This is a genomic window from Rhizobium sp. GW821-FHT14E12 (genome assembly GCF_058803745.1).
This window is the reverse complement of record NZ_JBXAPH010000001.1, coordinates 124,297-146,705: the sequence shown is the minus strand read 5'-3', so window position 1 is coordinate 146,705 and position 22,409 is coordinate 124,297. Positions and strand designations below refer to the sequence as shown.

General features: G+C 59.2%; 21 protein-coding genes. 6 read left to right on the top strand and 15 right to left on the bottom strand.

Going from position 1 to position 22,409, the window contains the following annotated elements:
* The first annotated feature begins 265 nt into the window (after positions 1-265).
* Positions 266-1,555, top strand: coding sequence for a citrate synthase (gltA, locus tag AC1RO0_RS00780; protein ID WP_498591085.1), 1,290 nt, complete (start codon positions 266-268; stop codon positions 1,553-1,555).
* Positions 1,556-1,584: 29 nt separating this feature from the next.
* On the opposite strand, the gene lpxB is transcribed toward gltA, so the two are convergent.
* The 14 genes from lpxB to AC1RO0_RS00710 all read right to left on the bottom strand — a co-directional run bounded on the left by lpxB (position 1,585) and on the right by AC1RO0_RS00710 (position 16,440).
* Positions 1,585-2,766 (bottom strand): lipid-A-disaccharide synthase, encoded by a 1,182-nt coding sequence (lpxB, locus tag AC1RO0_RS00775; RefSeq protein WP_498591084.1) that lies wholly within the window; start codon positions 2,764-2,766, stop codon positions 1,585-1,587.
* Entirely contained in the window at positions 2,763-3,644 is an 882-nt protein-coding gene (locus AC1RO0_RS00770) for an LpxI family protein (RefSeq protein WP_498591083.1), read from the bottom strand. The genes lpxB and AC1RO0_RS00770 overlap by 4 nt, the downstream gene beginning before the upstream one ends.
* Position 3,645: 1 nt before the next feature.
* Complete coding sequence (lpxA, locus tag AC1RO0_RS00765; RefSeq protein ID WP_498591082.1) at positions 3,646-4,461, bottom strand: acyl-ACP--UDP-N-acetylglucosamine O-acyltransferase; 816 nt, start codon at positions 4,459-4,461, stop codon at positions 3,646-3,648.
* Positions 4,458-4,931 carry a 3-hydroxyacyl-ACP dehydratase FabZ gene (gene fabZ, locus AC1RO0_RS00760; RefSeq protein ID WP_007693429.1) on the bottom strand — a complete coding sequence of 158 codons (474 nt, stop codon included), beginning with the start codon at positions 4,929-4,931 and terminating at the stop codon, positions 4,458-4,460. The genes lpxA and fabZ overlap by 4 nt, the downstream gene beginning before the upstream one ends.
* Positions 4,924-5,991 (bottom strand): UDP-3-O-(3-hydroxymyristoyl)glucosamine N-acyltransferase, encoded by a 1,068-nt coding sequence (gene lpxD / locus AC1RO0_RS00755; protein WP_498591081.1) that lies wholly within the window; start codon positions 5,989-5,991, stop codon positions 4,924-4,926. Before lpxD ends, fabZ begins: the two co-directional genes overlap by 8 nt.
* A gap of 50 nt (positions 5,992-6,041) precedes the next feature.
* Positions 6,042-8,375 carry an outer membrane protein assembly factor BamA gene (bamA, locus tag AC1RO0_RS00750; RefSeq protein ID WP_498591080.1) on the bottom strand — a complete coding sequence of 778 codons (2,334 nt, stop codon included), beginning with the start codon at positions 8,373-8,375 and terminating at the stop codon, positions 6,042-6,044.
* Between the two features lie 198 nt (positions 8,376-8,573).
* Entirely contained in the window at positions 8,574-10,247 is a 1,674-nt protein-coding gene (gene rseP / locus AC1RO0_RS00745) for an RIP metalloprotease RseP (protein WP_498591079.1), read from the bottom strand.
* Between the two features lie 22 nt (positions 10,248-10,269).
* Positions 10,270-11,103 (bottom strand): phosphatidate cytidylyltransferase, encoded by an 834-nt coding sequence (locus tag AC1RO0_RS00740; RefSeq protein ID WP_498591078.1) that lies wholly within the window; start codon positions 11,101-11,103, stop codon positions 10,270-10,272.
* On the bottom strand, positions 11,103-11,846 hold the full coding sequence (locus AC1RO0_RS00735; RefSeq protein ID WP_007693415.1) for an isoprenyl transferase: 744 nt from the start codon (positions 11,844-11,846) through the stop codon (positions 11,103-11,105). The genes AC1RO0_RS00740 and AC1RO0_RS00735 overlap by 1 nt, the downstream gene beginning before the upstream one ends.
* 105 nt (positions 11,847-11,951) lie before the next feature.
* A complete protein-coding gene (gene frr, locus AC1RO0_RS00730) occupies positions 11,952-12,512 on the bottom strand; it encodes a ribosome recycling factor (protein ID WP_007693413.1) in 561 nt (186 codons plus the stop codon).
* Between the two features lie 54 nt (positions 12,513-12,566).
* Positions 12,567-13,289, bottom strand: coding sequence for a UMP kinase (gene pyrH / locus AC1RO0_RS00725; protein ID WP_034518329.1), 723 nt, complete (start codon positions 13,287-13,289; stop codon positions 12,567-12,569).
* A 151-nt stretch (positions 13,290-13,440) separates the two neighbouring features.
* Positions 13,441-14,367 carry a translation elongation factor Ts gene (tsf, locus tag AC1RO0_RS00720; protein WP_498591077.1) on the bottom strand — a complete coding sequence of 309 codons (927 nt, stop codon included), beginning with the start codon at positions 14,365-14,367 and terminating at the stop codon, positions 13,441-13,443.
* A 273-nt stretch (positions 14,368-14,640) separates the two neighbouring features.
* The gene (gene rpsB, locus AC1RO0_RS00715) at positions 14,641-15,411 is read right to left on the bottom strand and encodes a 30S ribosomal protein S2 (RefSeq protein WP_007693406.1); all 771 of its coding nucleotides are present in this window, start codon (positions 15,409-15,411) and stop codon (positions 14,641-14,643) included.
* Between the two features lie 201 nt (positions 15,412-15,612).
* Positions 15,613-16,440 carry a cell envelope integrity EipB family protein gene (locus AC1RO0_RS00710; RefSeq protein ID WP_498591076.1) on the bottom strand — a complete coding sequence of 276 codons (828 nt, stop codon included), beginning with the start codon at positions 16,438-16,440 and terminating at the stop codon, positions 15,613-15,615.
* A gap of 135 nt (positions 16,441-16,575) precedes the next feature.
* Here AC1RO0_RS00710 and AC1RO0_RS00705 point away from each other — a divergent pair, with 135 nt between their 5' ends.
* The 5 genes from AC1RO0_RS00705 to AC1RO0_RS00685 all read left to right on the top strand — a co-directional run bounded on the left by AC1RO0_RS00705 (position 16,576) and on the right by AC1RO0_RS00685 (position 19,786).
* Positions 16,576-17,043 (top strand): RidA family protein, encoded by a 468-nt coding sequence (locus AC1RO0_RS00705; RefSeq protein WP_498591075.1) that lies wholly within the window; start codon positions 16,576-16,578, stop codon positions 17,041-17,043.
* Positions 17,043-17,774: a glycerophosphodiester phosphodiesterase gene (locus AC1RO0_RS00700; RefSeq protein ID WP_498591074.1), complete on the top strand. Its 732-nt coding sequence runs from the start codon at positions 17,043-17,045 to the stop codon at positions 17,772-17,774. Before AC1RO0_RS00705 ends, AC1RO0_RS00700 begins: the two co-directional genes overlap by 1 nt.
* Positions 17,771-18,958: a GNAT family N-acetyltransferase gene (locus AC1RO0_RS00695; RefSeq protein ID WP_498591073.1), complete on the top strand. Its 1,188-nt coding sequence runs from the start codon at positions 17,771-17,773 to the stop codon at positions 18,956-18,958. The genes AC1RO0_RS00700 and AC1RO0_RS00695 overlap by 4 nt, the downstream gene beginning before the upstream one ends.
* A gap of 95 nt (positions 18,959-19,053) precedes the next feature.
* The gene (locus tag AC1RO0_RS00690; RefSeq protein ID WP_498591072.1) at positions 19,054-19,482 is read left to right on the top strand and encodes an HIT family protein; all 429 of its coding nucleotides are present in this window, start codon (positions 19,054-19,056) and stop codon (positions 19,480-19,482) included.
* Positions 19,483-19,495: 13 nt separating this feature from the next.
* Positions 19,496-19,786: a Dabb family protein gene (locus AC1RO0_RS00685; protein ID WP_498591071.1), complete on the top strand. Its 291-nt coding sequence runs from the start codon at positions 19,496-19,498 to the stop codon at positions 19,784-19,786.
* 90 nt (positions 19,787-19,876) lie between these two features.
* Here the strand turns inward: AC1RO0_RS00685 and clpA are convergent, their stop codons facing one another.
* The gene (gene clpA, locus AC1RO0_RS00680) at positions 19,877-22,402 is read right to left on the bottom strand and encodes an ATP-dependent Clp protease ATP-binding subunit ClpA (RefSeq protein WP_498591070.1); all 2,526 of its coding nucleotides are present in this window, start codon (positions 22,400-22,402) and stop codon (positions 19,877-19,879) included.
* Between the last annotated feature and the right edge of the window lie 7 nt (positions 22,403-22,409).

Below are 22,409 nucleotides of genomic sequence, written 5' to 3'. Positions count from 1 at the left end.
CAAAACTACAGCTATAGCGAGATTTTTGCCGTCACCGGCCGGTGATTTCAACCGAAATTATGCGTGTGGTGGATAAATCACCTCACCCGCCACGCGAGCGAGGCAATTTCATCTACCGCAGTGCCCAAAAGTTGATACCGCAATGCACAAATAGCCGTAACGATAACTTGGCATTAGGCTCTGGATCATATAGCTAATCCCTAGTCGCTTAACCTTTTGGCGCTTTTTATGGCGTCAACCCCCCGCCAAATCTTGGAGGATCAGCATGACGGAACAAAGCGCGAAACTAACTTGGGGCGAAAAGACGGTGGATCTGCCGGTGAAAACCGGAACCATCGGCCCAAGTGTCATTGATATTGGTGCCCTTTATAAGAACACCTCCACTTTCACTTACGATCCTGGCTTCACCTCGACCGCGTCGTGCGAGTCCAGCATCACCTATATTGATGGTGACGAAGGCGTTCTGCTGCATCGCGGTTATCCGATCGACCAGCTGGCCGAACACGGCGATTTCCTCGAAGTCTGCTACCTGCTTCTCTACGGTGAACTTCCGACCGCTGCCCAGAAGAAGGATTTCGATCATCGCGTGACCATGCACACGATGGTGCACGAGCAGATGAGCCGCTTCTTCACCGGCTTCCGCCGAGACGCGCACCCGATGGCCGTCATGTGCGGCTGCGTCGGCGCTCTGTCGGCCTTCTATCACGACTCGACCGACATCACCGATCCGCATCAGCGCATGGTCGCTAGCCTGCGCATGATCGCCAAGATGCCGACGCTTGCCGCCATGGCCTACAAGTACCATATCGGCCAGCCCTTCGTTTACCCGAAGAACGATCTCGATTACGCGTCGAATTTCCTGCGCATGTGTTTTGCCGTTCCTTGCGAGGAATATGTGGTCAATCCGGTGCTCGCACGCGCCATGGACCGCATCTTCATCCTGCATGCCGATCACGAGCAGAATGCCTCGACCTCGACCGTCCGCCTCGCCGGCTCCTCCGGCGCTAATCCGTTCGCCTGTATCGCCGCTGGCATTGCCTGCCTCTGGGGTCCCGCCCATGGCGGCGCCAATGAGGCAGCATTGAACATGTTGACGGAAATCGGCACGGTCGACCGCATTCCGGAATTCATCGCTCGCGCCAAGGACAAGAACGATCCGTTCCGTCTGATGGGTTTCGGCCACCGCGTTTACAAGAACTACGATCCGCGCGCCAAGATCATGCAGAAGACGGCGCACGAGGTTCTCGGCGAACTCGGCATCAAGGACGATCCGTTGCTCGACATCGCGATCGAACTGGAGCGCATCGCGCTGACCGATGAGTATTTCATCGAGAAGAAGCTCTATCCGAATGTCGACTTCTATTCCGGCATCACGCTGAAGGCCCTGGGCTTCCCCACGACCATGTTCACCGTGCTTTTCGCGCTTGCGCGTACCGTCGGCTGGATCGCCCAGTGGAACGAGATGATCGAGGATCCGCAGCAGCGCATCGGCCGTCCGCGCCAGCTCTACACCGGCGAACCGCCGCGCGAATACGTTCCGGTTTCCAAGCGTTAAGCCAAGCGACAGAACAACAAAAAACCCGGTCAGAAATGGCCGGGTTTTTTATTGGCTAAAACATCGAGGAGGACCGCCGCCGCCTTCTCTCCGGGCGGCTCTTCCGTCTGCATTCGCTCCCAGACCAGATCGTAGCCCTCCAGCATGGCCGCCCGCTCCAGCGTATCGTTCGACAGGCGTTCCATGTAACGCGCCACTTTACCGGCCCTCAACACGTCGTTGAGGAGTTCGGGCACGACGACATAATCCGCAATCAGGTTCGGCAAAGCGGCTGTCCAGACCTTGATGCGCGACATCACAAACCGGGCAAGCCACTCCGTTTTATACGTCGAAAGGACTGGCACGCCGGCAAGACCCAGCTCCAGGATCACGGTGCCGGAGGCGGCAACAGCCGCATCCGCTTCCGCGAAAGCCTTCCATTTGACCTCCTGGCCGACGAAGACATCCGGCTTGACGCTCCAGTTTTCAACAAGAGAGCGCACCAATGCTTCCTGCCGTGGGACGGTCGGCAGCAGATAGCGAATGCGATCGTTTCGCCGGCTAAGCTCCACCACTGCCTGCTCGAAAACTGGCATGAGATGGCGGATTTCCGAGGAGCGGGAGCCTGGAAGCAGCAGGATCGTCTTTTTGCTATCGGCGGCACTCACGGTGCGGAGCGCACGCTGATGGCGGGTCTCGACGAGGTTTGAGTCCACCGTCAGGCGATGACCTACATAGGTCGTCGCCGGTCCCGCCAGCCGCTGCATTGCCGCCGGCTCGAACGGCAGGATGGCCAGGACATGATCGACATAGGCGAGCATTTTCTGCGCGCGATATTCCTTCCACGCCCAGACGCTGGGGCAGACGTAATTGACGACCGGCAGGTCAGGCAACGCCGCCCGCACCTTTTTCGCGACGCGATGGGTGAAATCCGGGCTATCGATGATCAGCAGTACATCCGGCTTGGCCGCGATGATGGCATTCGCCGTCTGCCTGATGCGGGCGAGCAGCTTCGGCAGCTGCTTGATCACCTGCGCAAACCCCATGATCGACAGTTCGGAATAATCGAACAGCGATCGCAGGCCTTGCGCCTCCAGCGCCTCACCGCCGACGCCGATCAATTCCACCGGGCCGTCATAACGACGCTTCAATGCGGCGACCAGATCGCCGCCGAGCAGATCACCCGAGACTTCCCCGGCGATCACAGCGAGTTTCAGCGGTCTGTTGCTCACATGAACCCCTCCGCGCTCAGACCACGATCAATGCCGCAGACAAAAATCCCGGCTTCGTCGGCCGCCGCAATCACCGCCTCGCGCTCCAGCACCAGCGCCCTGCCCGCCTCCACCGCCACGCCGGCAAGGCCGGCCTCCTTGGCGTTCAGCACGGTCGAGACGCCAATCGAAGGCAAGTCGGCGCGCACATCCTGCTGCGGTTTGCAGAGCTTGACCAGCACGCCACGACGGCGCGTCGATATACGCCCTTCGGCACGCAGGCCGGCGACGCGCTCGATCATCTTATCGGTGCCTTCGGCGCCCTCCAGCGCGACGACGCGGCCTCCGACGCTAACCGCACCCTGGCCGATGTCCAGCAGCCCCAACGCATCGGCCGCTTTCGCGCCTTGGGCGATATCTCTCAGATCTTCCTTGGATGGCGCATACTGGCCGAGGGGGCCGGTAGTCGCCAGCAGATCGGGCGCAATCTCGTGTGCGCCGACGACGCGGACACCGCCCGCTTCGATCAGGCGGATGACCATCTGAAGTACGGCATTGTCGCCGCCGGAAAGAAGGGTGCGAATGGTCGAGGGCAACTCTTTGATGACCCGCCACGTCGGATGTATCTCCCGCCAGGCTGGACGGCGTGCGACACCGCCGGACATGACGACCCGGTCGATGCCATAGCGGCGGAACACGGCTTCAAGACCGGCAAAATTGCCGACTCCAAGAGTAGCGTGATCGAAAGCGGACCAGTCGCGGTCCGCCTCGTTGGTCAATGCAAGAATGACGGGATTTTCGCCAGCCTGGCGGGCGGCTTCGGCGACATAGGCGGGCAAAAAGCCACTGCCTGCGATGATCGCCAGCCTGCCCTTGTTGTCCTGACCGCTCGCGGCCACTTCAGCCCTTGCCGCGATTGGGCGACGACAGTGCGCGATCGCTATCGGCTGCGATGAAATCAAGGATCTCCATCGCTTCCTTGCAATCGGCATACTCCTCGCGGATCGCCGCCGCATTGTCACGGATCGAGCCCTCGCCCTCAAAAATGCTCTTGTAGGCGCGGCGAACCCGGTGGATCACCGAGCGCTCGATGCCGGCGCGGGTCATGCCGACAATATTCAGGCCCGACAGGACGCCCGGATTGCCGTTCAGCATGCCGTAGGGAATGACATCGTAACTCGCAGCCGAAAGGCCGCCGACGAAGGCTTGACGGCCGATGCGGGTGAACTGATGCACCGCGCAGCCGCCGCCGAGAATGGCGCGGTCTTCAACTGTGACGTGCCCGGCCAGCATGACGTTGTTCGACATGATGACATGATTGCCGACACGGCAATCATGGGCGACATGCGAATTGGCGAGGAACAGGTTGTTGTTGCCAACGACCGTCTTGCCGCCGTAATCGGCCGTGCCGGTATTAATCGTCACGCCTTCGCGGATCGTGCAGTTCTCGCCGATATCCAGCGTCGTCTCTTCGCCACCGTGATGCACGCTTTGCGGATCCCCGCCGACGACGGCCATGGGGAATATCTTCGTACCCTTGCCGATCGTCGTCCGGCCGGTCACGACCACATGCGTCAACAACTGGACAGAATCATGCAGCACGACCTTCGGACCGACATGGCAGAACGGACCGACGACAACATTCTCGCCGATGACCGCCCCGTCTTCAACGACCGCGAGCTTATGAATGCGCGCGCTTTTTGCAATGCTGCTCATGCCTGATCCGGGTCCTTCCGTACAATCATCGCACCGATATCGGCCTCGGCAACCACCGAACCATCGACCTTGGCGTCACAATGGAACTTCCAGATCGTGCCGCGCTGCTTTTGCTTGACGACATGGAATTCCACGCGGTCGCCTGGAACGACCGGCTTGCGGAAGCGGGCATTGTCGATGGTCATGAAGTAGACGAGGTTGCCGCCAATGCCATCCTTGCGGGCACAGATCGCACCTGCCGTCTGTGCCATGCCTTCGATCAGCAAAACACCCGGCATGATCGGTGAGCCCGGAAAGTGCCCGGTGAATTGCGGCTCGTTGGCTGTGACGTTCTTGATGCCGATGGCGGAGTTATCGCTATCGATCTCGATGATCCTGTCGACCATCAGGAAAGGATAGCGATGCGGCAAAAGCTTCATAATCTCGATGATATCAGCCGACGACAGCGACGTCTTGGCGTCTTCAGTCATGCTCCGCACTCCCATCCTTCTTCTCTCTGGCCCCGGATCGCTTCGCGACCTCCGCAGCTTCTCTCAGAAAATCCCACAAGGGCCGCGCCGGAATACCCGCGAAGCGCTCGCCCGCCGGGATACTGTTCATGACGCCGCTCATGGCGCCGATCTGAACGCCATCACCGATCTGGATATGACCGTTGATGCCCGTATGGCCGCCGATCTGCACGCCATCGCCGATCACCGCACTACCGGCTATGCCGACCTGGCTGACGATAGCGCAATAACGGCCGATCCGGACGTTATGTCCGATCTGCACCTGATTGTCGATCTTGGTACCTTCACCAATCACCGTATCATCCATGGTGCCGCGGTCGATCGTCGTGTTGGCGCCAATCTCGACGTTATCCTGGATGATGACGCGGCCGATCTGTACAATCTTGATCATGCCGCGCGGGCTTGGCGCATAGCCGAATCCATCCTGACCGATACGTGCGCCATTGTGGATGATGACGCCGTTGCCGAGATAGGAGCACAGAACGCTGGCGCCGCCGCCGATCGTGCATTGGCGCCCGATCTTGACACCTGGGCCGATAATGGCACCGGCTCCGATGCGGGTTCCCTCGCCGATTTCGGCACCCGGTCCAACGACCGCGCCCGGCTCTACGCCCACATTAGCTTCGAGCTTAGCTGTCGGATCGACGAAAGCGGTTGGCGAAATCAGTGTCGGTGTCGATGTCAGCGCAACCGGACGCATGGCTTGCGGATGCAGCAATGCACCGGCCAGCGCGAAATCCGTATGTGGCTTCTTGGAAAGAATAACCGGAATGTGTTCCGGGACTAAGGAACTCAAAGTCGGCAAACAAATGATTGCCGAAGCCTTGCAGGTCTCCAGTTCCGCACGATTCTTCCGGGAAAGAATGTAGCAAACATCGCCATCGCCAGCCCGATAGACCGGCGCAATGGACTTGATGATGACGCCCGCGAAGGCCTCATCAGCAAGTTCCGCCCCAAGATGCTCGGCCAGCGCACGGAGGCTGACGCCATCATGGGGCGGGAAAAAACCGATATGTTCCATAAGCACCAGCTCCAGAACGGTGTTAAGCCCGCAGTTCTGGGCTGCCGATATCAGAACTGGTTGGCGATGCCAAACCGGAAATTCTCAACCTTGTCGTAGTCTTCCTTGAGAACCGGTACGGCATAGTCAACACGGATAACACCGAAGGGCGACGACCAGATCAGGCCTGCGCCGAGCGAGGCACGGATCGAGCTGTCATTATGCAAGACATCGCCGAACAGATTAGCCTTGTTGCCGTAGAGAGTACCCGCGTCAGCAAAGGCTGCAAGACGCAGACCGATATCCTGCGGAACACCCGGCATCGGCATGCTGGCCTCAGCCGAAGCCGTGAGGTAGGTCGTACCGCCCAGCGGATCGCCATTCGACGTGCGCGGACCGATACCGGCATTCTCGAAGCCGCGGATTTCACGGCCACCGAGCGTGAACTGATCGAAGACGTTCAGCTTGCCATCCGTCGGCATGACGTAGCCGGCACCAACCGTCAGCGAGCCGATGATATCGGCCTCATCGCTGATCATCTTGTAATAGCGCGCCTTGCCGCTCAGCTTGTAGAAGTCGGAGTCGCCGCCCAGGCCCGCATATTCATGCGTGAACTTGGCAATGATACCTTCACGCGGCAGATTTTGGTCATCCAGCGTGTTGTAAGTGAAGGTCTGCGAAACCGTCGACTGAATCCAAGGGCCGTTCTCGACCAGATTCTGGTACGGAGCGGAAAGATTGTCTTCCCAGTCATTCGTACCATCGTAGGTCAGGCGCTTGTAGTTGTAGCGCAGGGTCGTCGCGAGGTTCTCGGTAATCGGAGCCGTCACGCGCAGCGAGAAGCCCTCTTCCGAGTAATCATAGTAGTCGTCGCTCGACGTCTGGTTCTTGAAGATGTCGAAACCGGCGGCCAGACGATAACCGAGGAAATAGGGCTCGGTGAACGAGATGTTATAGGTACGATTGCCTTCCGTACCGGCGCCCGCAGCAATACGGATGTACTGACCGCGGCCGAGGAAGTTCTTTTCTTCAACCGAAGCTTCGAGCAGCAGACCACCATTGTTGCCGACTGCGTAACCAGCACCGATACCGAACGAGCCGGTCGGCTGATCTTCCACGTTGACGACAACGACGACGCGGTCCGGAGCGCTGCCCGCTGCCGTGCTGATATCAACCTTCGTGAAGTAGCCGAGCGCGTCGAGGCGACGCTTGGCGCGGGTGATCATTTCCTGGTTGAATGCATCGCCTTCGTTGATATCGAATTCGCGACGGATAACGTAGTCGCGCGTGCGGGTGTTGCCGCGGATTTCGATACGCTCGACATAGGCGCGCTCGCCCTGGTCGACCAGATATTCGATGCCGATCGTGTGGCCACTCAGGTCGCGGTTGCCGCGCGGCGTGATGCGGGCAAACGGATAGCCGGCCGAAGCGACGCGCTTGGAAATGTTCTCGATCGAGGTCTGGATGTCCTTGGCGCTATAGACATTACCCTTCTGAGTAATGACCAGGCTCTTCAGGTCCTCGGCATTGACGCCGTCAACCGTCGAAACCACATTGATGTCGCCGTAGGTATAGCGCGGACCTTCATCGACGTTGAAGTTCAGCGTGTATTCATTGCTCTGCTCGTTCAGCGTCGCATCGGCGCTGACAATGCGGAAGTCGGCATAACCGTGATTGTAGTAGAACTGACGCAGCGTGTCCTGGTCCGCCTGCTGGCGGTCGGCGCTGTAGACGTCCTTACGAGTCAGGAACGACATGAAGTTCGTCTTCTTGGTGCTGATCACCGAAGCAAGACGACCGCTGTTGTAAGCCTGGTTGCCAGAGAAGTTGATCTTGTCGATCTTGGTGCGATCGCCTTCGTTGATGACGAAGGCAACGTTGATGCGGCCCTGCGCGACCGGAACGGTCTGCGTCGTCACCTGAACTTCATTACGACCGATCGCCGCGTAGGCGTCCTTGATCGTCTTGATGTCGGCCTGCACCTGGGTTTCGCTGTAGGGACCAGCGGCATGGGTCTGTACGATCCCCTGCAGCTTATCGTCCTTGATCTTGCGGTTGCCGTTGAAAACCACGGCGTTGATCAGCTGGTTTTCCTTGACGGAAACGACCAGCGTGCTGCCGGAAACAGTCACATGCACATCGGAGAAATATCCGGTGGCATAGAGCTGCTTCACCGAACTATCGATATCACCGGGCGAGAAGCTCTTGCCAGGCTTGATCGTGAGATTGTCGCGAACAGCATCAACGCCAACGCGCTCGGCCCCCCTGACATCGATCCGTTGTATGACAGCGGCTTCTGCGACCGAGGCAGAAGCAAGGGTGATAACACCAGCGCCCGACGCAACAACACCAGCAGACAGCGCTACCGCCGACACTGCGTTCAAAAATCTTGAACCAGCCTTCATTTCACTTCTTACCTTTTTTCAGTCGTCCCCAGCCCCGGGAAGAACCCGATTCCGGCCACGTGTGTCGTTTTACCCGCTTTTGACATACAAGCAAGGGAGCAAGTTAATTTCTGTTTACTTCATTTCAAAGCGTGGCTCATTGGCCACTACAGCTTTGAAACATCGTAAATAAATCGTAATTCTTCCCTTGCTCCCCCATCAGCCTATCCTGGAGCTGATGTCGTTCCATGTCGCAAATACCATGAGTGACAAAACCATTGCGAACCCAATCCGGAAAGCGATGTCCTGCGCTCGGGCACCTAGCGGTTTTCCCCTTACTGCTTCAATCGCATAGAACATCAGATGGCCGCCATCAAGTACCGGGACCGGCATCAAATTTAATAAACCAATTGAAACAGAAAGTATGGCGGCGAATTGGAGCACCGCAGAGAAACCCAGAGTTGCCATTTGACCGGAGAGTTGCGCCACGCGAATCGGGCCGCCGAGCTGATCCGCCTTCATGTAGCCACCGATAACATTGCCGAGATATTCAAAGGTGCCGGAGATAATGTTACCGGTCTGCTTCACGCCTTCGCTGAGCGCCTGCAGTGGCCCGTATGCCTGATACCGCAGCTTGATAGGCTTCTGGCCATCGCTGATTCCAATGCTGCCGATCTCTGTCTCGTTGCCGAAGGCATCGGGTTCGGCGGCCATTTTCGGCGTGACTCTGAGGTCCCGCGTCACGCCGTCATGCTGGACGGACAATACCACCGTCTTGTCCGCTCGGGAGGCAACATAACGCTGCACCTCGCCGATGGAGCCGATGGCGCGTCCATCCACAGAAAGAATGCGATCGCCAAGCGAAATACCCGCCCCTGCGGCAGGACTATCCTGTGCAATGGTGGCAACGAGCGGATCGACCGGCGAAATACCGATGTTACCGACATCCTTCTTGTTGCCGGAGGAATCGGTCTCCGGCAACGCGGCCGGCACCATCGCAAAATCACGGGTCTGGCCATTGCGTTCGACGGTCAGGACTAGGCTCTTGCCGGGGCGATCACCGACGTAACGGGCGATATCGTAATAGGTGGCGACATTGTTGCCATCGATAGCGACGAGCCGGTCGCCGGCCTGCAAGCCCGCCCGTGCCGCCGGTCCGCCCGGCTCTACAGCCGTCACCACCGGATCGACGAGCGCGATGCCGATGCGGCCCATCTCCATCTTGTTGCCGAACTGATCCGTGTCTTCCGCAAGCTTCGGCATGATGTTGAAATCACGCTTCTGGCCATCGCGCTCGACGCTCAGCACAATATTGCGGCCGGGCCGCATACCGACATAGCGCTGCACTTCATCGAAGGTCGCGATCTTGTTGCCGTCAATGGCGACGAGACGGTCGCCAGGCTCGATCCCTGCTTCTGCGGCGGCACCGCCGCGCGTGACCATGGCAACGACCGGATCCGCGACCGTGCGGCCGTAGGCGCTGAACAGCACAGCAAAAATTGCGATGGCGAGAATGAAATTAGCAATCGGACCGGCGGCAACGGTTGCGGCGCGCTTCCAGAGCTTGGCGCCGGCGAAGGATTGGGCGCGCTCTTCCTCGGTCATGGCCGCGAGCTGATCTGTGTCGGTCTTGCTCGAGGCATCCTCGTCGCCGAAGAAACGGACATAGCCGCCGAGCGGAATGAGCGACAGTTTCCAGCGCGTGCCGTGGCGGTCGGTGAAACCGGCGATCTCCGGACCAAAGCCGACCGAGAAGGCCATGATGCGGATGCCAGACCAGCGCCCGACCAGATAATGCCCCATCTCGTGCACGAAAACGAGCAGTGACAGGACGAAAACAAACGTAATGACGTTGTTCGTCAAGAAGCCGATGATGCCTGCCACGCTACCCATGTTGATCCTGTTCGCGTTGATTTCATACACCGAGCAGGACACTGCCCAATGACATGGTCTCGCCGCTCATTGTCAGCGATATCACGATAGCCAACATAAACGCCGCAAAACAAGCAAAAATTAGTCCGTCGACTCGATCCATGACGCCGCCATGGCCGGGAATTAGATGGCTGGAGTCCTTGACGCCGAACCGGCGTTTCATGAAAGACTCGAATAAGTCGCCGATTTGGCTGCAAATCGACAGGATCAGCGCGAGCACCGGAATCCATAAACTATCCGCGGAGAAATAGCTCCAGACGACCGCCGTTCCGGCAATCACGGCGGCGATTGCGCCGCCGATGGCGCCCGACCATGTCTTGCCCGGCGATATGCGCGGCGCAAGCTTTGGTCCGCCGATGGCCCGACCAACGAAATAGGCGAAAATATCGGTCGCCCATACGGTGGCGAAAATGAACAACATCAGCACGAAGCCGCGCAGGTCATCGTCGCGAATCTCTGCCAGGGCAATGGCGGTCAGCCCGGCATAAAATATTCCGCCGGGTAGCCACCAGCTTTTGCCGCGCATGGCGACCATGATCGCTGTCACCGCGACGAAAGCGAACAGCACCTCGATGGAGTAGACCGATTCTTCCATCAGCGTTGAGCCGGAAATCAGCAACAGGCCCAGCCAGGCAAGCGCATTGCCCTGCGGATCGCGGCCATGAAGATCCGATATTGTCGACCACTCATAATAGACAAGCAGACCGATCGCCACCGCCAGCAGACGGAAGCTCAGCCCGCCATACCAGGTGGCGACAAGAACGATTGCGGCAAGAATGATGCCGGAGATAATACGCAGCCTGAGTTCGCGACTCATCAGGACCCCACGGCCGCCTGCTTGGCGGAAAGACCGCCAAAACGCCGATCGCGCGCGGCATATTTTTCCAGCGCGGAGAAGAAAAGGTCCCGGCTGAAGTCCGGCCAGTATTCCGGCATGAACATGAATTCCGAATAGGCGGCCTGCCAAAGCAGAAAATTCGACAACCGCTCTTCACCGCTGGTGCGAATGATCAAGTCGGGATCGGGAATTCCGGCCGTGTCCAACCGCGCGCCGACCAGTTCGGGGCTGATATCTTGCGGGCGCAGCCGCCCGGCCTCGACGTCCCTCGCGAGGCTGACGAGAGCGCGGGAAATTTCATCACGCGAGCCGTAGTTGAAGGCAATGACCAGCGTCAGGGCAGTGTTGTCCCTGGTGGTCTCCTCCGCCTCGATCAACAATGGCAGGATATCGCCGCGCAGATTGTTGCGGTCGCCGATCACCCGGATGCGGACATTCTGGCGATGCAACTCGGCAAGGTCTCGCCGGATAAAGGCCTTGAGCAGACCGAGGAGATCGCTCACCTCCGTCTCCGGCCGCCGCCAGTTCTCCGACGAAAAGGCAAAGAGCGTCAGATATTTTACGCCGATATCGCCGGCTGCCCGCACGGTCTCACGCACCGCCTCCACGCCCTTACGATGGCCCATGGTTCGCGGCAGTCCGCGTGCATTGGCCCAGCGCCCGTTGCCATCCATGATGATGGCAACGTGTTCGGGTATGGCAGAGAAGGTCGGAAGTGACATATGGGTCCAGTTTTGTTCGGCGGGAAAGGTTCTGGCCTCTTAATCTAGAGCACCCGCGCCGCTTTCAATATCTCGTGATCGAAAGCGCGATGCTCTAGACTGAAATCAGACCTGCATGATTTCCTTTTCCTTGTCGACTAGCAAGCGGTCGATGTCCGAAATCGTCTCATCCGTCATCTTCTGCACACGCTCGGACAAGGAGCGGCCCTCATCCTGACCGATGTCACCGTCCTTTTCGGCCTTTTTGAGACCGTCCATGCCGTCGCGGCGAACATGGCGAATCGCCACCTTTGCCTTTTCGGCATATTCGTGGGCGACCTTGACTAGCGAGCGGCGGCGCTCCTCGTTGAGTTCCGGCAACGGAATTCGCAGGTTCTGCCCGTCGATAATCGGATTGAGACCGAGGTTGGATTCACGGATCCCACGCTCGACGGCGCCGACCATCGACTTGTCCCAGACCGAGACCGACAGCATGCGCGGCTCTGGAACGGTGATATTGGCCACCTGGTTCAGCGGCATGCGCGAACCGTAGGCTTCAATCGTCACCGGATCGAGAATGTTGGCGGACGCACGCCCGGTGCGCAGCGAAGCGATATCGCTCTTGAATGCCGCAATGGCGCCGTCCATGCGGCGCTTCAATTCCTTGAGGTCAGTGCCTTCACTCATGTTTATACTCCCGTGTAATAGGCGACGCCGGGAAGGTCCGGCGCCACAGGAACGTCAGTTGTCTGATACGATGGTCTTGCGGCCGCCGCCGGTCAAGATTTCCGCGAAGCCGCCCTTTTCATGGATGGAAAAGACGATGATCGGAATGGAGTTTTCCCGTGCCAGCGCCACGGCGGCAACATCCATGACGGCGAGGCCCTTTTCGAGCACCTGGCTATGGGTTAATTGCTCGAAGCGGGTCGCATCCGGGAACTTCTTCGGATCGGCGGAATAGATGCCGTCGACCTGCGTGCCCTTGAAGATCGCCTGGGCGCCCATTTCGGCGGCGCGCAGAGCAGCGGCTGAATCAGTGGTGAAGAAGGGGTTGCCGGTGCCGCCGGCAAAGATCACCACACGGCCGAGCGAGAGGTGATAGAGCGTGGCGCGTTGCGAGAAGCTCTCGCAGATCTCCGGCATGGAAATGGCGGAGAGGACCACCGTGTCGATATCGAGCTTGCGCAGCGACGTTGCCAACGCCAGCGCGTTGATGATGGTTCCGAGCATGCCCATGTGATCGCCGGTCACGCGGTCGCCGCCCTTGGAGGCCACGGCGACGCCACGGAAAATGTTGCCGCCGCCGACAACGACGCCGACTTCGACGCCCATTGCGCGCGCCTCGGCAATATCGGAGGCAATCCGGTCGGCGACGGTCACGTCGATACCGAACCCTTGGCTGCCCATCAGAGCTTCGCCGGAGGCCTTGAGCAATACACGCTTGTAGATCGGCTGAGTCATCATGGCTCCTTGAAGTGATCGCGGGGAAGATTGTGAAAGCCGGATACACGAAGGGCATCGCGTTGTCACGCGATGCCCACGGGTTTTCCCGGATATGGTTTCACCTATCTGGGGTATGGTTTCGTTTCGTCAACAGACGAAACGAATTCGATGATCAGCCCTTGGCCACGGCAGCGACTTCAGCGGCGAAGTCGGCCTCTTCCTTCTCGACGCCTTCGCCGAGGAGCAGACGGGCCATGCCGACGACTTCGATCGCAGCGCCAGCAGTCTTTTCAGCTTCCTTGATCGCAGCACCGACCGTCAGGTCCGGGTTGATGACGAAGGCCTGCGAGAGAAGAGCGACTTCCTCGAAGAACTTGCGCATGCGGCCTTCCACCATCTTTTCGATGATGGCTTCCGGCTTGCCGGATTCGCGGGACTGCTCGATGAAGACGTTGCGTTCGCGCTCGGCGACTGCCGCATCGACTTCTTCGGCGCGGATAGCCAGCGGGTTGGTAGCCGCAATGTGCATGGCAACCTGGCGGCCGATCGACGTCAGTACGGCCTTGTCACCAACCGACTTCAGGGCAACCAGAACGCCGAGCTTGCCGATACCGTCGCCGGCAGCGTTGTGAATGTAGGTCGCCACGACGCCGTGCTCGACTTCAAGCTTGGCCGCACGACGAAGCGTCATGTTCTCGCCGATGGTTGCGATCGCGTCCTTGATGGTGTCGGCGACCGGCTTGCCGGATGCGGGATAGGTCGCAGCCGAAATGGCTTCGACCGAGCCATCGGTGGACAGCGCGACTTCGGCGATGCCGCGAACGAGCTCCTGGAAGGCATCGTTACGGGCAACGAAGTCGGTTTCGGAATTGAGCTCGACGACAACGGCCTTGTGACCGGCGCCGGCAATGGCGACCAAGCCTTCAGCGGCGGTACGGCCGGACTTCTTGTCGGCCTTGGAGATGCCCTTGGCGCGCAGCCAGTCGATCGCGGCTTCGATATCGCCGTTGGTTTCGATAAGCGCCTTCTTGCAATCCATCATGCCTGCGCCAGACTTTTCGCGCAGTTCCTTCACCAGTGCAGCCGTAATCTCGGTCATAAGCTTCCTCTTGTCGGTTCATACGGTGCGGCATGCGGTTTTGAACCGACGCGGCACCGATTTGAGGGACGAAATGTACCCGTAAGTATGACAGCGTTATGAAGCTGCGTCATACTCTGGAATTCTTGATTGGAACATGCCTGGATCTACCGCCCAGGCCATGCATTCCCTGAAACAGAACAAGGCCGCTCGAACTCCGTGAAGTCGCAAACGGCCTTGTCCCGGATGTCAATACGCTCGGGCGGACAAGTGTCTGTCCGCCGCGGGGCGTGATCAGGCTTCGGTGCCGCCTTCGACCAGGGTCGGCTCGACCGGAGCTTCGATGGAAGCGCCGAGGTCACGGCCGGATGCGCTCTGCTGGCGAGCGATGCCGTCGATGGCAGCGCGTGCGATCAGGTCGCAGTAGAGAGCGATGGCGCGCGAAGCGTCGTCGTTGCCCGGGATCGGATAGTCGATCAGGTCCGGATCGCAGTTCGAGTCGATGATGGCGACGACCGGGATGCCGAGGCGCTTGGCTTCGTCGATCGCGATCTTTTCCTTGTTGGTGTCGATGATGAACATCAGGTCCGGGGTGCCGCCCATATCGCGGATACCGCCGAGAGCCTTGTCCAGCTTTTCGCGCTCGCGCTCAAGGTTCAGACGTTCCTTCTTGGTGAAGCCCTGGGCGTCGCCATTGAGGATTTCGTCGAGCTTGCGCAGACGCTGGATGGAGTTCGAAATCGTCTTCCAGTTGGTCATCATGCCGCCGAGCCAGCGAGCGTTGACGTAGTACTGAGCCGAACGCTTTGCGCTGTCGGCAATCAGTTCAGACGCCTGACGCTTGGTGCCGACGAACAGAACGCGGCCGCCACGGGCAACGGTGTCGCTGACAACCTGCAGAGCGCGGCTCAGCAACGGAACCGTCTGGGCGAGGTCGATGATGTGGATGTTGTTACGATCGCCGAAGATGTACGGCTTCATCTTCGGGTTCCAGCGATGCGTCTGGTGGCCGAAGTGAACGCCAGCTTCCAGAAGCTGACGCATAGAAAAATCGGGCAATGCCATGCCTTTGTATCCTTTTCCGGTTGAACCTCCGCAAGGCGAACAGCATCCTCTTAGAAGATGCCACCGGGCGGAACCATCCGGATTTCTCCCGGACAATCCCATGCCTTACGTGTGGAATGCGGCTGGCCATACATTCGATTCACCGGGAATGCAAGGGCGCGGCGGAAAAAAGAGCGATTTGGACAGCTTTGGCTCGACGCTTTACTGGCAGGCCTTGGCGTCGAGCACTTCCAGCTTGGAGAGTTTGCCGGTCAGCACGAAGTCGCCATAGTCCATGGTGAGGTCGCGGGTGATGCCGTTTTCATAGAGTTTGAACGACATGCGGTAGACGGGGATCGCGTCACCCTTGGACTTCTCGTTGAAATAGGCAACGGTCACGGGCCAGAACGGCGTCTTGGCAAAGGCGCCTGCCTTGTCGGCATCGGGATCGTCGGTGGCCGGCGTCTCCGACTTGCCGACGACGGTGGTTGCGAGCAACGGCTTGTCGCCATCGTCGGAACCGTCGAAAACCTGGGCCTCGAAGAAGTTCTTCCCGAGCTTGGCATTGTGGATGATGTCGAGCATGTGCTCCGTCGGGAAGCGGCTCTGGATGAGCTCGAGCTGTCTTGGCTTGGGCTGGGTCAGGTCGACCTTGATGCCCTTCTGGTCGTCCGCCGCAGCACCGCGCACGTCCTTGTCGAGCTGGTCGTCGGTATAGGACTTGGTCTCGAAGCGGAATGTGCGCTTGGCAAGATCCTCAAACGTCGTTGTCTGCTGGTCGCTGAGGCGGGTGGTGTCGCCCGTATCGATCTGCGTGACGAAACGGAAATTGGTGGTGAAGCCGGTGCAATCGGAACCGTCGAACTCATAGACCATGCGGCCGAACATGCCGGCAATGCCGGAGCGGTCGGTGGCGTCCTTGAGTTCGAGATCGTAGACGGCGCGATGCGCGATCAGCCCGCTCGGACCAGCCGCATAGGCTACCGGTGCGCCCAGAGATGCGATGCCCAAACTCGAAACAATAACGGCAGCAAGACTCGAGCGGAACATTCATTATCTCCTGTTGGACTCGCACGCGATGTTATAAGAACGCTTTCGGCTAAAACGAGGCCGCCGGTCCCTTATATGGGAATTTAATCTTGATGCCGGATTTTTGAAGGTTTTACAACAAAACGGGAGATGAAAATGTCCAACGCTATCGATGGTCGTCTGAAGGAGCTTGGCATCGTCCTGCCGCAAGCCGCTGCGCCGGCTGCGAATTATGTTCCCTATGTCATCAGCGGCAATCTTCTTTATCTTTCGGGACAGCTGCCGATGGAAAACGGCAAGGTCGGCGTTACCGGCCATCTCGGCAAGGATGTTGACGTTGCCGGTGGCCAGCGTGCAGCCGAGCTTTGCGCCATCAATATCCTCGCTCAGGCAAAAGCGGCCCTGGACGGTGACCTCAGCCGCATCAAGCGCCTGATCAAGCTGAACGGCTTCGTCGCCTCTGTGCCGGAATTCGTCGAGCAACATCTTGTGATCAACGGCGCCTCCAATCTTCTGGCAAATGTACTCGGCGAAGCCGGCAAGCACGCACGCGCCGCCGTCGGCATGGCCGCGCTGCCGTTCAACGCCGCCGTCGAGATCGATGCCATTCTGGAAATCGCATAATGAGCAAGCTTGCCTGGCTGACTGAACGCCCCGTCGCCCATCGCGGCTATCACGACATGAACAAGCAGGTCTGGGAAAACACGCTGTCGGCCTTTTCCAGGGCGATCGAGGCAGGTTTTGCCATCGAATGCGATCTGCACTATGCCTCGGACGGCGTCCCGGTCGTCTTTCACGATGACGATCTGCAACGCGTCTGCAATCTTCCCGTCGAAGTGCGCGACCGCACGTCAGGCGAACTCGGCCTGCTGTCGATCGGCGGCACCAAGGACAAGATCCCGACACTGAAGCAGCTCTTGCGGCTCTGCGACGGCAAGGTGCCGCTGGTGCTTGAGCTCAAGGGCCGTGAAGGCGACGATGAAGGCTTTGCGGAAACCGTGCTCGAGGTGCTGGAAGGCTATAAGGGCCATGTGGCGCTGATGAGCTTCGACCATTGGCTGCTCAAGGACCTGAAGGCGCTCGAGGCCCCCTACCCGGTCGGCCTGACGGCGGAGGGAAATAAGCCAGAGACGTTTTTTAAGCATGACGAAGCCATGCAGCTTGGGCTAGACTTCATCTCGTATTTCTATGGCCATCTGCCGAACCCATTCATCACGGCGCAGCGCCAGCGCGGCATTCCGGTCATCACCTGGACCGTGCGCGACGAAGCGGCCCGTCAACACACATTTGCCAACGCAGACCAGATGACCTTCGAAGGTTTTGATCCCAGGGAGAGCCCTGCCCTCATTTCATGACAGACGAATTATCCATTCGCGTAGAACGTTCCTTCAAGAATATCGCTCCGGAGAGCTGGTCCAGGCTCGCCGGGGCGTCGAGAACGGGTACGCTGCTGCCGTACAACCCGTTCGTCTCGCATGCCTTCCTGTCATCGCTGGAAGAGTCCGGCTCCGCCACCGACAGGACGGGCTGGCTTGGCAACCATCTGCTGCTGGAAACCGATAGCGGCGAGCTGATCGGCGCCGTCCCCAGCTATCTCAAGAACCACAGCCAGGGCGAATATGTCTTCGATCATGGCTGGGCCGACGCCTTCGAGCGAGCTGGAGGGCATTATTATCCGAAGCTGCAATGCTCCATCCCCTTCACGCCGGCGACAGGCCCGCGGCTGCTGGTGGCCGAAGGTCAGGATCGCACCGCGATCCAGCCGGCGCTGGCCGAAAGCCTGAAGGAAGTGACTCGGCAGATCGGCGTCTCCTCCGCCCACATCACCTTCCTGCCGGAAGACGAGATCTCCGTCTTCGAGACGGATGGCTATCTGCACCGCACCGACCAGCAGTTCCATTTCATCAACGACGGCTACGCCGACCACGACGCCTTTCTGGAAACGCTGGCGTCGCGCAAGCGCAAGGCGCTGAAGAAGGAACGCCGCGCTGCTCTCGAGGGCGACATCAGTATCGACTGGCTGACCGGCCGCGATCTGACCGAAGGCATCTGGGACGAGTTCTTCGCCTTCTATATGGATACTGGCAGCCGCAAATGGGGCCGGCCCTACCTCACCCGCAAATTCTACTCGCTGATCGGCGAGCGCATGGCCGATGATATCCTGCTCGTCATGGCGAAGCGCAAGGGCCGCTATGTCGCCGGCGCCATCAACTTCATCGGCGGCGATGCGCTCTATGGCCGGCATTGGGGCTGCATCGAGGATCATCCCTTCCTGCATTTCGAGGTCTGCTATCATCAGGCGATTGATTTTGCGCTTAGCAAAGGGCTGAAGCGGGTCGAAGCCGGCGCGCAAGGCGAACACAAGCTCGCGCGCGGCTATCTGCCGGTCATCACGCATTCGGCGCATTATATCGGTCATCAGGGCCTGCGCCGCGCCGTTGCCGACTATCTCAAGCATGAGCGCGAGCAGGTGGAAGAGATGAGCGAGATCCTGACGGAGCACAGCCCCTTCCGCAAAGGCGAGCGGCAGGATAACTAGGGCAATTCTAGGAACAGTGTGCGGCGGTTTTCCGTCCGGAATTGCGTAAAAACAAAGAGCTAGACAAACATAATCGGAAGACGAGGAGACCCTTCATGACCAGCCCGGCCTATGACACCAGCAACATCTTCGCAAAGATCCTGAAGGGCGAAATCCCCTCTGTCCGCGTCTACGAGGACGAGCACACGGTCGCTTTCATGGATGTCATGCCGCAGTCACCCGGTCATACGCTGGTGCTGCCGAAATCCCCTTCGCGCAACCTGCTCGACGCCGATCCGGCCGCCCTTGCACACCTAATCACGACCGTCCAGAAAGTCGCCGTCGCGGTACAGGAGGCCTTCGATGCCGATGGCGTCTATATCGCCCAGTTCAACGAGCCGGCCGCCGGCCAGACGGTGTTTCATCTGCACTTCCACGTCATTCCGCGCCATGAGGGCACCGCGCTGAAGCCGCATTCCGGCAAGATGGAAGATGGTGTGGTCCTGGCGGAGAATGCCAAGAAGATCATCGAGGCTCTGGGCTGAACGGGAAAAGCAGATGATTCGCCATACCGTCGCCTTTCGCCTGAAACATGAGGCCGGCTCAGCTAACGAGATTAGCTTTCTCAAAGACGCCCTTGTTCTTGAAGCAATACCGAGCGTCCGCAACTTCGAGCAGCTTCGGCAGACCAGCCCGAAGAATGATTTTACCTTCGGCTTCTCGATGGAATTCGAAGATCAAGCCGGCTACGACGCCTATGATGCCCACCCCGACCATGTCGCTTTCGTGCGCGATCGCTGGATACCCGAAGTCGAGTCCTTCCTCGAAATCGATTACACCAATCTCTAGCGCTTTATTAGAGTATTGATATAAACATATGAAAACGGCTGCATTGTTACCAATGCAGCCGTTTTGTTTTCTCAAGCAGTCGATTGCGGCCTACTTGCGCGGCACTTTCGGTACCGTGCTGCCCTTGCGCGGTGACTTGCCTTCCTGCACATCGCTGGCGGGTGCGGCCGTCTTTGGCGACCGGCGGGCGTCCGAAGCGGTGCCTGTCTTGCCGACGCGGCTACGGGTCTTGACGGTATCGCCGTCATCTTCTTCCACTTCGACCACCGCATCGACCACCTCTGCCTCCGGCTTCGGCCGGATCGGCGCAGTTTCGGAGACGGATTCGAGCACGATGCCCGTAGTGCCATCTTCCTTCTTTCCGATGGTGACCGTGACAACGCCACCCTTCTTCAGCTTGCCGAAGAGGATTTCGTTCGCCAGCGGCTTCTTGATGTTTTCCTGGATGACGCGCGCCAGCGGACGAGCGCCCATCTTTTCGTCGTAGCCCTTTTCGGACAGCCAGGCGATCGCGTCCTCGTGCAGATCGAAGGTAACGTTCCTTTCGGAAAGCTGCGCCTCCAGCTGCATGATGAACTTCTGCACGACCTTGTGGATGACGACGGTCGGCAGCGGCGCGAACGGAATGGTCGCATCCAGACGGTTGCGGAATTCCGGTGTGAAGAGCCGGTTGAGAGCCTCTTCATCCTCGCCCGTACGCTTGGCAGAGCCGAAGCCGATGGCGGCCTTAGCCATTTCCGATGCACCCGCATTGGTCGTCATGATCAGGATGACGTTGCGGAAGTCGATCTTCTTGCCGTTGTGGTCGGTCAGCGCGCCGTGATCCATGACCTGCAGCAGGATATTGAAGATATCCGGATGCGCCTTCTCGATTTCGTCGAGAAGGACGACGCTGTGCGGATGCTGGTCGACACCGTCGGTCAGCAGCCCGCCCTGATCGAAGCCGACATAGCCGGGAGGTGCGCCGAGCAGACGGGAAACCGTGTGACGCTCCATATATTCCGACATGTCGAAGCGCAGCAGTTCGACGCCGAGCGACGAAGCAAGCTGCTTGGCGACTTCCGTCTTGCCGACGCCGGTGGGGCCGGAGAAGATGTAGCAGCCGATCGGCTTGTTCGGTTCGCGCAGGCCCGCACGAGCGAGCTTGATCGCCGTCGACAGAGCCTCGATCGCGGTGTCCTGACCGTAGACGACGGAACGCAGTTCCTGTTCGAGATTGGCAAGAACCATCTCGTCGTCCTTGGAAACCGTCTTCGCCGGAATGCGCGCCATCGTCGCGATGGTGACCTCGATCTCCTTCTCGGTGATCAGCTTGCGACGCTTCGACGGCGGCAGCAGCATTTGCGCCGCACCGGTTTCGTCGATGACGTCGATCGCCTTGTCCGGCAGCTTACGGTCCGAGATATAGCGGGCCGACAGTTCGACCGCCGACTTGATGGCATCGTTCGTGTAGCGCAGGTGATGATACTCTTCGAAATAGGGCTTCAGGCCCTTCATGATTTCGATGGCATCCTCGATGCTCGGCTCGTTGACGTCGATCTTCTGGAAGCGGCGGACGAGTGCCCGGTCCTTCTCGAAGAACTGACGGTATTCCTTGTAGGTGGTCGAACCGATGCAGCGAATCGCGCCCGAAGACAGGGCCGGCTTCAACAGGTTCGACGCATCCATCGCGCCGCCGGAGGTCGCGCCGGCACCGATGACGGTATGGATCTCATCGATGAACAGCACGGCGCCGGGATATTCTTCCAGCTCCTTGACGACCTGCTTCAGCCGCTCTTCGAAATCGCCACGATAACGGGTGCCGGCAAGCAGCGTGCCCATATCGAGCGAAAAGATCGTGGCATCGGCCAGAGCTTCCGGAACCTTGCCCTCGACGATGCGCTTGGCAAGACCTTCGGCAATCGCCGTCTTGCCGACGCCCGGGTCGCCGACATAGAGCGGATTGTTCTTCGAACGGCGGCACAGCACCTGGATGGTGCGGTTAACCTCCGAATGACGACCAATCAACGGGTCGATCTTGCCGTTCTTGGCCTTCTCGTTGAGATTGACGCAATAGGCCTTCAGCGCGTCCTGCTGCTTCTTGTTGTTGCCCTCCTCCTGCTCGCCGCGGGAGGTCGGCTTGCTCTCGGATTCGCTATCTTCGGCGCCGCGCGGCGTGCGGGTCTGGGAGGCTCCCGGACGCTTGCCGATGCCGTGGGAAATGTAGTTGACCGCGTCATAGCGGGTCATTTCCTGCTCCTGCAGGAAGAAGGCCGCATGGCTTTCCCGTTCCGCGAAAATCGCGACGAGAACGTTGGCGCCCGTCACTTCCTCGCGGCCCGAGGATTGGACATGGATGACGGCGCGCTGGATGACGCGCTGGAAGCCGGAAGTAGGCTTCGAGTCCTCGTCATAACCAGTGATCAGGTTTGAAAGTTCATTATCGACGTATTCAGTCAGCGTCTTACGGAGCGCGTCGAGATCAACATTGCACGCGCCCATGACAGCTGCGGCATCGGCATCGTCAACCAATGCCAATAGCAGATGTTCCAGCGTGGCATATTCGTGATGCCGCTCATTCGCGTAGGTCAGTGCCTGATGCAGCGCCTTCTCAAGACTAGGCGAAAATGTTGGCACGTTCAGA

Bases quoted from the DNA above. Each gene is read 5' to 3' on its own strand.
- AC1RO0_RS00695 (WP_498591073.1), top strand. From the start codon at position 17,771: ATGACAGACGAATTATCCATTCGCGTAGAACGTTCCTTCAAGAATATC.
- AC1RO0_RS00740 (WP_498591078.1), bottom strand. From the start codon at position 11,103: ATGAGTCGCGAACTCAGGCTGCGTATTATCTCCGGCATCATTCTTGCC.
- AC1RO0_RS00690 (WP_498591072.1), top strand. From the start codon at position 19,054: ATGACCAGCCCGGCCTATGACACCAGCAACATCTTCGCAAAGATCCTG.
- lpxA (WP_498591082.1), bottom strand. From the start codon at position 4,461: ATGAGCAGCATTGCAAAAAGCGCGCGCATTCATAAGCTCGCGGTCGTT.
- frr (WP_007693413.1), bottom strand. From the start codon at position 12,512: ATGAGTGAAGGCACTGACCTCAAGGAATTGAAGCGCCGCATGGACGGC.
- pyrH (WP_034518329.1), bottom strand. From the start codon at position 13,289: ATGATGACTCAGCCGATCTACAAGCGTGTATTGCTCAAGGCCTCCGGC.
- gltA (WP_498591085.1), top strand. From the start codon at position 266: ATGACGGAACAAAGCGCGAAACTAACTTGGGGCGAAAAGACGGTGGAT.
- fabZ (WP_007693429.1), bottom strand. From the start codon at position 4,931: ATGACTGAAGACGCCAAGACGTCGCTGTCGTCGGCTGATATCATCGAG.
- AC1RO0_RS00700 (WP_498591074.1), top strand. From the start codon at position 17,043: ATGAGCAAGCTTGCCTGGCTGACTGAACGCCCCGTCGCCCATCGCGGC.
- AC1RO0_RS00705 (WP_498591075.1), top strand. From the start codon at position 16,576: ATGTCCAACGCTATCGATGGTCGTCTGAAGGAGCTTGGCATCGTCCTG.
- tsf (WP_498591077.1), bottom strand. From the start codon at position 14,367: ATGACCGAGATTACGGCTGCACTGGTGAAGGAACTGCGCGAAAAGTCT.
- AC1RO0_RS00710 (WP_498591076.1), bottom strand. From the start codon at position 16,440: ATGTTCCGCTCGAGTCTTGCTGCCGTTATTGTTTCGAGTTTGGGCATC.
- rseP (WP_498591079.1), bottom strand. From the start codon at position 10,247: ATGGGTAGCGTGGCAGGCATCATCGGCTTCTTGACGAACAACGTCATT.
- AC1RO0_RS00685 (WP_498591071.1), top strand. From the start codon at position 19,496: ATGATTCGCCATACCGTCGCCTTTCGCCTGAAACATGAGGCCGGCTCA.
- bamA (WP_498591080.1), bottom strand. From the start codon at position 8,375: ATGAAGGCTGGTTCAAGATTTTTGAACGCAGTGTCGGCGGTAGCGCTG.
- AC1RO0_RS00735 (WP_007693415.1), bottom strand. From the start codon at position 11,846: ATGTCACTTCCGACCTTCTCTGCCATACCCGAACACGTTGCCATCATC.
- rpsB (WP_007693406.1), bottom strand. From the start codon at position 15,411: ATGGCATTGCCCGATTTTTCTATGCGTCAGCTTCTGGAAGCTGGCGTT.
- lpxD (WP_498591081.1), bottom strand. From the start codon at position 5,991: ATGGAACATATCGGTTTTTTCCCGCCCCATGATGGCGTCAGCCTCCGT.